Raw genomic sequence first — 11,146 nt, forward strand, 5'->3', positions numbered from 1 at the left:
AAAATCGCCAACCAGCGCAAAGACTTCCACCACAAACTCGCCAGGAGGCTCGTAAACCGCTATGGAACCATTGTTCACGAAGACCTGAACATCCTTGCTCTCTCCCGCTCCTACGTTGCCAAAGGTATACACGACGCGGGCTGGGCCCAGTTTCTCCAAATCCTCGCCTACAAAGCGGAAGAAGCTGGTAGGCGGGTCGTGGGGGTTGACCCCAAACATACGAGCCAGGACTGCCCGGTGTGCGGGCACAGAGAAAAACGCCCCCTGTGGGTGCGGGTGTACACCTGCCCACAGTGCAGTACGCTCCTGCACAGGGACGTGGCGGCAGCGCAGAACATCCTGGCAAAGGCCTGGACGGGGCCTTCGGGGGAAACCCCGAGAAGCCCTGGACTTTAGTCCGGGGAGTCGTCACGGGTGGAGATCCGCCTTGCGCCGGAGCTGCTTCTCTTCCACGGGCTTCAGGTGGGGGAGGAGGTCTTGGTGTGGCCGGAAGTGTGAAGCATGGTATCCTTCCCCCATGGCGGAAGCGTTGGTGGCCCTGGAGTCCGCTCTCCTAACCCATGGGTTGCCCTACCCCCTGAACCTGCGCACCGCTAAAGCCCTGGAGGAGGCGGTACGGGCCGAAGGGGCCATCCCCAAGACCATCGCCCTGGTGCGGGGAGAGGTGCGCCTTGGCCTTTCCCCGGAAGAGATGGAGGTCTTGGCCCAGGGGGGTGCGGAGAAGGCGAGCCTCTGGAACCTTCCTGCCCTCTTGGTCCAGAAGAAAAGCGCCGGGACCACGGTGGCGGCCACGGTCCACCTGGCCCACCGCCACGGGATAGCGGTCTTCGCCACCGGGGGGATCGGGGGAGTGCATCCCGAGCCCTTTGACGAGAGCGCTGATCTCTGGGCTCTTGCCCGCACCCCCATCCTGGTGGTTTCCTCCGGGCCCAAGGCCATCTTGGACCTGAGGGCCACCCTGGAGCGCCTGGAAACCCTGGGGGTTTCCGTGGTGGGCTACCGCACGGACCGCCTGCCCGCCTTCTTTTCCCCTTCTTCCCCCTTCCCCGTGCCCGCCCGGGTGGAAACTCCCCTCGAGGCTGCCTTGATCCTCCGCAAGTCCCGGGAGCTGGGCTTAGGGGCAGTCCTCCTGGTGAACCCGGTGTCCCAGGGCCTGCCCTACGAGGAGGTGGCCCTTTGGGTGGAGGAGGCCAACCACCAAGTGGCCAGGGAAGGGGTGTTTGGCAAGGCCCTCACCCCTTACCTCCTGAGGCGCCTTTCCGAGCTTTCCCAAGGGGAGACCGACCGGGTCAACGAGAGGCTTCTCCTGGAAAACGCCCGCCTGGCAGCCCGGGTGGCCCTGGCCTTTGCCGGGCTAGAATAGCCTTGTGTGCGAACTGGGGGAAAGGTTAAGGCGGGCCCGGGAGGAGAAGGGGCTTTCCCTTAAGGAGGCGTCGGCGCGGTTGGCCTTGAAGGTCAAGGTGCTGGAGGCCCTCGAGGCCTGCCGTTTTGAGGAGCTTCCCGAGCCAGCCTTGACCCGGGGATACCTCCGGCGCTACGCCCTTCTCCTGGGGCTGGATCCCGAGCCCCTTCTGGCCCTTTATCCCCTGGCCCCCACCCTTCCTCCCCCACCCCCGCCAGCTTCCCGGCGCCCTTTCCCCTGGTTGCTTTTGCTGGCCTTGGCCCTCTTGGGGGCCTTGGGGTACGGGGCCTACCTGGTCCTGCGTCCGGCACCCGTGCAGACGGTAAGCCTGCCCCCTGAGCCCCCGCCCAAGCCTCCGGAGCGCTACGGGCTTCGGGTGGTGAGCGAGCCCCCGGGAGCCCGGGTGTACCTGGATGGCTTCTACCTGGGTCAGACGCCCTTGGCCTCGCCACCCCTGGAAGGAGGCAGGCGCCTTCTCAGGCTGGAGCTACCCGGGTACGAGCCGGTGGAGGAGGAGGTGAACCTGGACCGGAACCTCTCCTTAAGCTACCGCCTGGTTCCCAGGCCTTCCCCTGCGCCCACCTCTTCCAATCCCCAAGTGGAGGTTTCCCCGGGGAAGCTGGTGCTTCGCCTCGAGGGCCGGAGCTGGCTCAGGGTCACCCAGGGGGAGAAGAGCCTGTACGAGGGCATCCCCGAGGTGGGTGCGGAGCTTAGCTTTGACCTTCCGGTGGAGGTGCGCTCGGGGAATCCCGGGGCGGTGCGGGTTTTCCTGGATGGCAAGGACCTTGGGCCCTTGGGGGAGCCGGGGAAGCCCCTTACCCGCCGCTTTGAGGCGCCTTGATGCGGAAGCTTGGAAGGGGACTATACTGGTTCGTTGGAGCCCCGAGGATGGCCCTTTGGGCTGATGGGGCTCCTGGAGGTCTATGGCGAAGATCGGCTTTGTGAGCCTGGGCTGCCCCAAGGCCCTGGTGGACTCGGAACAGATCCTTTCCCGGCTTAAGGCCCTCGGCTACGAAACCAGCGCCACCTACGAGGAGGCGGAGCTGGTGGTGGTGAACACCTGTGGCTTCATCACCCCGGCCATTGAGGAGAGCCTCGAGGCCATCGGGGAGGCCTTGCGGGAAAACGGCAAGGTGGTGGTGACGGGATGCCTGGGGGCCAGGCCCGAGGTGATCCGGGAAAGGTACCCCAATGTGCTGGAAGTCACCGGCCCGGGGGAGGTGGAGCGGGTTTTGCAGGCCGTGCAGGAGGTGCTTCCCGCACCTCGCAATCCTCTTTTGGACCTCATCCCGCCCCAGGTGAAGCTCACTCCCCGGCACTACGCTTACCTGAAGCTTTCCGAGGGATGCGACCACCGCTGTAGCTTCTGCATCATCCCCAAGCTGAGGGGAGGCTTGCGCTCCCGCGACGCCGGGGAGGTCCTGGCGGAGGCCGCCCGGCTGGTGGCCACGGGCACCCGGGAACTTCTCCTCATCGCCCAGGATCTCTCCGCCTACGGGGTGGACCTCCGCCACCGGGAAAGCTTTTGGGGGGACCATCTTGTAAGGGCGGAGCTAACGGACCTCCTCAGCCACATGGCCGAGCTTGGGGCTTGGATCCGGCTCCACTACGTCTACCCCTATCCCCACATCCGAAACCTCCTGCCCCTCATGGCCGAGGGCAAGGTGCTTCCCTATTTGGATGTGCCCCTCCAGCATGCTTCGGAGCGAATCCTCCGCCTCATGCGCCGTCCGGGGGGGTACCAAAGCCACCTGAAGACCCTAAAGGCCTGGCGGGAGGTGGTGCCGGAGCTCGCCATCCGCTCCAGCTTCATCGTGGGCTTCCCAGGGGAAACGGAGGAGGACTTCCAGATCCTCCTGGACTTTTTGCAGGAGGCGGAGCTGGACCGGGTGGGGGTCTTCACCTATTCCCCGGTGGAGGGAGCCGAGGCTAACGCCCTTTCGGGCCATGTCCCCGAGGAGGTCAAGGAGGAACGGAAGGCCAGGCTCATGGAGGTGCAGGCGGAAATCAGCCTGCGAAAGAACCAAAGCTTCGTGGGGAAGACCCTCGAGGTCCTGGTGGACGAGCTTCCGGAGCCCGGCTTGGCCGTGGGCCGGAGCTATCGGGATTCCCCGGGCATAGACGGGCTGGTCTACGTGGAAACCGACGGCACGGCCCGGGTGGGGGAGAGGATCCCGGTTCGGATAACCCGGGCGGATACCTACGACCTTTACGGGGTCCAGGTTTAGGATAGGAGCGGTATGTACATCGTCATCGCCGGGGGCGGGGAGGTGGGCGGGGAGCTGGCCCGCACCCTGGAAAAAGCCCATGAGGTGGTGGTTCTGGACCGCAACCCCCAGGCCAAGGAGCGCTTCGCCCATCTGGACGTGAAGGTGGTGGTGGGCGGGGCCACCGACCCCGATGCCCTTAGGGAGGCCGGGGTGGACCGGGCGGACCTCTTCATCGCCAGCACGGATTCCGATGAGGTGAACCTGCTGGCCTCCCTTCTGGCCAAGGGCCTTGGGGCCAAGGAAACCCTGTGCTTCGTGGGCAAGGGAGGGTACGTGGAGGTGCTCACCGATCCCCGCACCGCCGAGATCCTGGGTACCCGCATCGACAAGGTCCTCTGGCCGCAAAGGGCCATGGCCAAGGAGATCGTGGAGGTGATCCTGGTTCCCGGAGCCGTGGACACCGAGGTGCTGGCGGAGGGACGGCTCCGCTTCGTGGAGTACCGGGTGAAGGAAGGAGGGCCCTACGCTCACCGGCTTCTATCCGAGCTTCCCTGGCCGGAGGGGGTCCTGGTGGTGGGGTTGGTGCGGGATGGAGCCTTTTGGAGTTTCGCCCACCCGGAGTATCCCGAGGTCATCCTGGAGCCCGGGGACAAGATCCTTTTCGTTACCACCCTAAGGGCTTTCCCTGAGCTGGAGGCCTATTTCGCCACGGGGCGGGGCGTGCGCAGGGTGATGGTCATCGGTGGGGGGAACGTGGGTTTCATGGTGGCCCAGGAGCTTTTAAGGCGGCGCCTCGAGGTGGTGATCATCGAGCCCAGCCGCGAGCGGTGCGAATGGCTTTCCCAGGAGCTTCCCGGTGCCCTCATCATCCAAGGGGATGGTACCGACCTGGAGCTTCTGGAGGCGGAGGGATTGCAGGAAGCCGATGCGGTGGTGGCGGTGACCGACAACGACGAGAAGAACCTCCTGGCCTCCCTCCTGGCCAAGCAGCTTGGGGTGGGTAAGGTGATCACCCGGGTGTCCCGCTCGGAAACCCGAAGGCTCTTTGAGCAGGTGGGCATAGACCTGCCCCTCACGCCCCGCCAGGCGGCGGTGCGGGCGGTCTTGGACTACCTGGGACCCGAGAACGTGGAGCATGTGTCCACCATGGACGAGAACATCGAGCTTTTGGAAGTGGAGCTTCCGGGGTCCTTCCGGCCCAAACCCTTAAGGGCCCTGGCGGCACCCCAGGTGGCTCCCATAGCCCTGGAACGGGATCACCGGGTGATGCTTTACCGGGAGGACCTCGAGGTCCTCCCCGGGGATCGGCTCTTCTTGGTGGTAGCCCGGGAGGTGGCGGATGAAGTCGTGGCCCGCATCGTCGGCTAGGCAGGGGTTTCGCTCTAGCCTCTACCTCCTGGGCCTTACCTACCAGGGCTTTGGCCTTCTCATGCTGGCCTTTGCCCTCCTGGCCCTGGGCTGGGGGGAGGACGCCCGGGGGTTTCTTTTGGGGACGGTGCTGGGGGTGGGGTTGGGCAAGGCCCTGCAGGGGGTGGGGCATGCGGAGGCCCAGCCGCACCGGGCCGAGGTCTTCGCCGCAGTGGCCCTGCTTTGGCTTTTGGTGCCCGCCTTGGGGGCGATACCCTACTGGATCTCGGGGGGGCTGGACTACCTGGACGCTCTTTTTGAGGCGGTTTCCGGCTTTACCACCACCGGGGCCACGGTGCTTTCGGATTTCGGACAGTTTGGCAAGAGCCTTTTTCTCTGGAGAAGCTTCACCCAGTGGATGGGGGGTATCGGCATCGTGGTGCTCTTCCTGGTGGTCTTTCCCCAGCTTCAGGTGGCGGGCCGCCAGGCCTTTTTCGCCGAGAGCACGGGGGTGGAGAAGGAGAGGCTTACGCCCAAGCTACGGCACACCGCCCAGGCGGTCTTGCGGGTGTACCTGACCCTGACCACCTTGGCCTTCCTGGCTTACTGGTGGGCGGGCGTACCCGTCTTTGAGGCTTTGGCCAACGCCCTCACCACCACCCCGGCGGGAGGGTTCAGCCCCAACCCGCAAAGCTTTGCCGCCTACCCCCTCCTGGCCCAGTGGCTGGGTAGCCTCTTCATGTTCCTGGCGGGGGTGAACTTCCTTCTCCAGTACCGGCTGTTCTTCGGACGGGAGGTCAAACCCCTCTTCAGGGATGCGGAGTTCCGGGCCTATGCCCTGCTGGTGCTCCTTGCGGGTTTACTGCTTTCCCTTTACCTCTACACCCACCAGATGTACAGCCTCGAGGCCAGCCTCCGCCATGCCTTCTTCCAGGTGATCTCCATCGTGACCACCACGGGTTTTGCCAGCGTGGACTTCGCTCAGTGGGTGGTGCCGGCCCAGGCCATCCTGGTGCTCCTCATGTTCGTGGGGGGAAGCGCGGGCTCGGGGGCGGGGGGCATCAAGGTGGTGCGCTGGCTTTTGCTTTTCGGGCTTCTCAGGCGGGAGATCACCCGCACCCTCCACCCCAGGGCGGTCCTCCCCTTGCGCCTGGGCAACCGGGTGGTTTCCGAGGAGGCCTTGCGGCAGGTTTCCGTCTTCATCTTCCTTTACACCCTTCTTTTCGGCTTCGGCACCCTGACCCTGGCCCTTTTGGAGGGGAGTTTTGTGGAGGCCTTTACCGCAAGCGCCCAGGCTATCGGCAACATCGGGCCGGGGCTGGGGACGGTGGGCCCCATGGGTTCCTATGCGGAACTCCATCCTGTTTCCAAGGTGGTCCTCATCTTCCAGATGTGGGCGGGGCGGATAGAGATCCTTCCCGTGGTCCTCCTCTTCAGCCCGGAGCTCTGGCGGCGGCTTCGGTGAGGGTATAATCCACCCCATGAAGGTACTGGGGCGTCTTACCGCCATGCCCGAGCTTCCCGAGGCCCTTAGGGGTTTGAGGAAGCTGGCCTATAACCTTTGGTGGAGTTGGAATCCGGAGGCGGCTGAGCTCTTTCAGGAGATCAATCCGTTGCTGTGGAAGCGCTTCCGTGGCAACCCGGTCAAGCTTCTTCTGGAGGTAGACCCGCCCCGTCTGGAGGCTCTCACCCACGGCAGCTACCCAGCCCGGGTCCAAGCGGTGGTGGCGGCCCTGGAGGCCTACCTCAAGGAACGGGAGGTAAAACAAGGGCCTCTCACCGCGTATTTCTCCGCGGAATACGGCTTCCACAGTTCCTTACCCATCTATGCGGGGGGGCTTGGGGTGCTGGCCGGGGATCACATCAAGGCGGCCAGCGACCTGGGCTTGAACCTGGTGGGGGTGGGGATCTTCTACCACGAGGGTTATTTCCACCAGCGCCTTTCCCCGGAGGGGGCCCAGGTGGAGGTGTACGAAACCTTGCACCCGGAGGAGCTGCCCCTTTTGCCCGTGCGGGACCGGGGGGGACATCCCTTAAGGGTGGGGGTGGAGTTTCCCGGGCGTACGGTTTGGCTTGGGGCCTTCCAGGTGCAGGTGGGTGCCGTGCCCGTATACCTCCTCACCGCCGATCTTCCGGAAAATGCCCCGGAGGATCGGGCCATCACCGCCAGGCTCTACGCCCCAGGCTTGGAGATGCGCATCCAGCAGGAGATGGTCTTGGGGATCGGGGGGATCAGACTGCTACGGGCCTTGGGGCTTAACCCCCAGGTCTTCCACATGAACGAGGGGCACTCGGCCTTCCTGGGCCTGGAGAGGGTGCGGGAGCTGGTGGCCGAGGGGCATCCCTTCCCGGTGGCCCTGGAGCTGGCCAAAGCGGGGGCCCTTTTCACCACCCATACCCCGGTACCCGCGGGGCACGACACCTTTCCTTTGGAGCTTGTGGAACGGTATCTCTTGGGTTTCTGGGAAAAGCTGAGCGTGGACAAGGAGGGCTTTTTCGCCCTGGGCCTCGAGGAGAAGCCTTGGGGCAAGGTCTTTTCCATGTCCAACCTGGCCCTTAGGACCAGCGCCCAGGCGGGTGGGGTTTCCCGCCTCCACGGGGAGGTTTCCCGGGAGATGTTCCACCACCTCTGGCCGGAGCTTTTGCGGGAGGAGGTGCCCATCGGCCACATCACCAATGGGGTCCACACCTGGACCTTCCTCCACCCCAGGCTACGCCGCCATTACGCGGAGGTGTTTGGTCCTGACTGGCTGCGGCATCCTGAGGACCCCGCCACCTGGAGGGTGGAGGGGTTGGGGGAGGAGTTTTGGCGCATCCACCGGGACCTCAGGGCTGAGCTGGTGCGGGAGGTGCGCTCCCGCCTTTACGAGCAACGCCGCCGGAATGGGGAGAGCCCAAGCCGCCTCCGCCAGGCGGAGCGCATCCTGGACCCGGAGGCCCTTACCGTCGGCTTTGCCCGCCGCTTCGCCACCTACAAGCGGGCTGTTTTGCTTTTCAAGGATCCCGAGCGCCTCCTCCGCATCCTCCAGGGGCCTTATCCCGTGCAGTTTGTCTTTGCGGGCAAGGCCCATCCCAAGGACGAGCCCGGCAAGGCTTACCTCCAGGAGCTGGTGGCCAGGATCAAGGAGTACGGCCTCGAGGACCGCATGGTGGTCCTGGAGGACTACGACATGTACCTGGCCCGGGTTTTGGTCCACGGCAGCGATGTCTGGCTCAACACTCCCCGGAGGCCCATGGAGGCCTCGGGCACCAGCGGGATGAAGGCGGCGTTGAACGGGGTCTTGAACTTAAGCGTCCTGGACGGTTGGTGGGCTGAGGCTTATAACGGCAAGAACGGCTTTGCCATCGGCGACGAACGGGTCTACGAGAACGAGGAAGCCCAGGACATGGCCGACGCCCAGGCCCTGTACGACGTGCTGGAGGGGGAGGTGCTTCACCTCTTTTACGCCACAGGCCCCGAGGGGTACTCCTCGGGGTGGCTCTCCATGGTCCACGAGAGCCTCCGCACCGTGGGTCCGAGGTTCAGCGCCGCCCGTATGGTGCGGGAGTACCTGGCCCTTTACCAAAGGGGGCAGGAGTGGGCGGGGAAGGCCAGAGGGGAAGAGGAGGTACTGCGCGCCTTCCACCAGGCCCTGCCTGCCTTTTACGGCCTGGCCCTCCGGGTGGAGGTTCCAGGGGACCTGACCTTGAATGGGGAGCCCTTGCGGGCGCGGGCTTACCTGGAGGGGGAGGTGCCGGAGGCCCTAAGGCCATTCCTCGAGGTCCAGCTGGTGGTGCGCCGCGCAGGCGGGGGGCTGGAAGTGGTGCCCATGGAGGAGGCCTCGGGATGGTTCGAGGTGGCCTACCGTCCTTCCCGGCCGGGAAGCTACGCCTACGGGGTGCGCATAGCCCTCAGGCATCCCGTGACGGGCCGGGTGGAGTGGGTGCGGTGGGCCTAGGGTATAATCGGCCCGTGCATCAGGGAGGGTGAGCATGAAAAGGATTCTTTTGCTGCTTGGGGTACTAGGGTTGGCCGTGGCCTTCGCCCAGGTGCGGACCTTGGACCAGATCAAGCGCTCGGGTGAGATCCGCATCGGCACGGAAGGGGCTTTCCCCCCTTTCAACTACTTTGACGAGAAGAACCAGCTCACGGGCTTTGAGGTGGACTTGGGTAACGCTATCGCCAAAAAGCTGGGGCTCAAGCCCCAATGGATTCCCCAGCCCTTTGATAGCCTCCTCATCCAGCTCAACCAGGGGCGCTTTGATTTCGTCATCGCCTCCCACGGCATCACCGAGGAGCGGGCCAAAGCCGTGGACTTCACCAACCCCCACTACTGCACGGGTGGGGTTATCGTGAGCAAGAAGGGCGGGCCCAAGACGGCCAAGGACCTTCAGGGCAAGGTGGTGGGGGTGCAGATAGGCACCACCTACATGGAGGCGGCCCAGAAGATCCCCGGGGTTAAGGAGGTGCGCACCTACCAGAAGGACCCCGAGGCCTTGCAGGACCTTCTGGCTGGTCGGCTGGATGCCTGGATCACCGATCGCTTTGTGGCCAAGGAGGCCATCAAGGAACGGAAGCTGGAAAACACCCTGCAGGTGGGCGAACTGGTCTTCCAGGAGCGGGTGGCCATGGCGGTGGCCAAAGGCAACAAGAGCGTCCTTGGCGCCTTGAATCAGGCCCTATCCGATCTCATGAAGGATGGGACCTATTCCCAAATCAGCAAGAAGTGGTTTGGGGAGGACGTGCGCTGTAAATAGCCCTGTCTTTGGCCCAGGGTGAAAAGAGGCCCTGGGCCTTTTCCTGCCCTCAAGATGCCCTTCTGGTTGCGCATTCCTTTACTGATGGCCCTCCTCATCGGGGGCTATTTCGGTGTGTTTGCCCTTTTGGGCGTGGCGTTAGAGCGCTATTTCCTCCTCACGGGCTTTGGAGCTGACCGCGCGGCCTCTGCCGCCACGGCCATGGCCTTGGGGGCGGAGATCACCTTGAAGCTCACCTTGATCTCGGGCCTGGCGGGTTTGGTTATCGGGGTTTTCGCCGGCATGTTCCGCCTCTCCCGCCGGGCCTGGGTTCGGCTTCCTGCGAGTTTTTACATCTGGATTACGCGGGGGACGCCCCTTTTGGTGCAGATCCTTTTCGCCTACAACGCCCTGCCCCTTCTGCTCCAACCCCTTTGGCCCGAGGCCCAGCAGGCCCTTACCCCCTACTGGGCGGCCTTCATCGCCCTTTCCTTCAACGTGGGGGCCTACAACGCCGAGGTGGTGCGGGCGGGGATCCAGGCCATTCCCAAAGGGCAGTGGGAGGCGGCCTGGTCCCTCGGGCTTTCCCCGGCGGACACCATGCGCTTTATAATCCTTCCCCAGGCCCTGCGCATCGTGGTGCCTCCTTTGGTCAACAACGTGGTGGCCCTCCTCAAGGACTCCTCCTTGGCCAGCGTCATCGCCCTTACGGAGCTGGCCCTCTCCGGGCAGCGCATCATCTCGGCTACCTTCCGACCCGTGGAGGTCTACCTGGCGGTGGCGGCCATCTACTTGCTTCTCACCACCCTCCTGACCTTTTTTACCAACCTCTTGGAGAGGCGTTTGCAGGTGGCGGCTCGTTAGGGCTTGCGGCTAGGTGGAGGGTGTGGGTATACTGCCTTGGGCGTTAAGGAGGTGTAGGTTTATGCGGATACGGAACGCGTTGTTGGTGGGGTTTGCCTTCCTAGGTCTGGGCTTGGCCCAGGAGTTTATCACCATCGGCTCGGGCGCCACCACGGGGGTCTACTTCCCGGTGGCCACGGGCATGGCCAAGCTGGTGAACGATGCGGGTGTGGGCATTCGGGCCAACGCCCGTTCCACCGGCGGGAGCATCGCCAACATCAACGCCATCGCCGCCGGGGAGTTTGAGATGGCTTTGGCGCAAAACGACATCGCTTACTACCCTTCGTGTGCTACTTGACCCCAACCCCTGGGATGTGAAAAAAGAGGGGGTGCTATGCTTCCAAACCGAGAGCACCCCCTCTACTATCTTGACGCAGAAACCCTCCTCGTGGCCATCTACATCTGGGTGGACGACGAGCTCAAGGCCCTTCAGGCCCAAGGGTTCAAGCTCCCCAGAAAGCAAAGGCACCAGAAAGCCACCTTGGCTGAACTCCTGGCCCTGGCCATCTTTCTCCTGCTGCAGGGCCAGGACCTGGCCAAGGGCTACCTGGCCGCTAAAACCACCCTC

The 11,146-nt window shown here is 64.4% G+C and carries 9 protein-coding genes and 2 pseudogenes; all 11 read left to right on the top strand.

The genetic code is table 11. The features are described 5' to 3' along the window. A partial coding sequence (locus F604_RS0110465) for an RNA-guided endonuclease InsQ/TnpB family protein (RefSeq protein WP_019551604.1) occupies window positions 1–396 on the top strand: 396 nt, incomplete at its 5' end. Between the two features lie 121 nt (window positions 397–517). Then, complete coding sequence (locus tag F604_RS0110475; RefSeq protein WP_019551605.1) at window positions 518–1,363, top strand: pseudouridine-5'-phosphate glycosidase; 846 nt, start codon at window positions 518–520, stop codon at window positions 1,361–1,363. A 4-nt stretch (window positions 1,364–1,367) separates the two neighbouring features. Further along, a complete protein-coding gene (locus F604_RS0110480; RefSeq protein ID WP_019551606.1) occupies window positions 1,368–2,243 on the top strand; it encodes a RodZ domain-containing protein in 876 nt (291 codons plus the stop codon). Between the two features lie 82 nt (window positions 2,244–2,325). Further along, the gene (gene rimO / locus F604_RS0110485; RefSeq protein WP_019551607.1) at window positions 2,326–3,630 is read left to right on the top strand and encodes a 30S ribosomal protein S12 methylthiotransferase RimO; all 1,305 of its coding nucleotides are present in this window, start codon (window positions 2,326–2,328) and stop codon (window positions 3,628–3,630) included. A gap of 12 nt (window positions 3,631–3,642) precedes the next feature. After that, complete coding sequence (gene trkA, locus F604_RS0110490; protein WP_019551608.1) at window positions 3,643–4,980, top strand: Trk system potassium transporter TrkA; 1,338 nt, start codon at window positions 3,643–3,645, stop codon at window positions 4,978–4,980. After that, window positions 4,952–6,424, top strand: coding sequence for a TrkH family potassium uptake protein (locus F604_RS0110495; protein WP_019551609.1), 1,473 nt, complete (start codon window positions 4,952–4,954; stop codon window positions 6,422–6,424). The genes trkA and F604_RS0110495 overlap by 29 nt, the downstream gene beginning before the upstream one ends. Before the next feature lie 16 nt (window positions 6,425–6,440). Next, on the top strand, window positions 6,441–8,897 hold the full coding sequence (glgP, locus tag F604_RS0110500; protein ID WP_019551610.1) for an alpha-glucan family phosphorylase: 2,457 nt from the start codon (window positions 6,441–6,443) through the stop codon (window positions 8,895–8,897). Between the two features lie 34 nt (window positions 8,898–8,931). Then, window positions 8,932–9,696: an ABC transporter substrate-binding protein gene (locus F604_RS0110505; RefSeq protein WP_019551611.1), complete on the top strand. Its 765-nt coding sequence runs from the start codon at window positions 8,932–8,934 to the stop codon at window positions 9,694–9,696. Window positions 9,697–9,750: 54 nt separating this feature from the next. Continuing rightward, complete coding sequence (locus F604_RS0110510; protein WP_019551612.1) at window positions 9,751–10,539, top strand: amino acid ABC transporter permease; 789 nt, start codon at window positions 9,751–9,753, stop codon at window positions 10,537–10,539. 61 nt (window positions 10,540–10,600) lie between these two features. Continuing rightward, a pseudogene (locus F604_RS0110515) lies at window positions 10,601–10,858 on the top strand (TAXI family TRAP transporter solute-binding subunit); the annotation flags it as partial. A 54-nt stretch (window positions 10,859–10,912) separates the two neighbouring features. Then, a pseudogene (locus tag F604_RS0110520) lies at window positions 10,913–11,146 on the top strand (transposase); the annotation flags it as partial.

Origin of the sequence: Thermus scotoductus DSM 8553 (genome assembly GCF_000381045.1) — a bacterium.
Lineage (GTDB): Bacteria > Deinococcota > Deinococci > Deinococcales > Thermaceae > Thermus > Thermus scotoductus.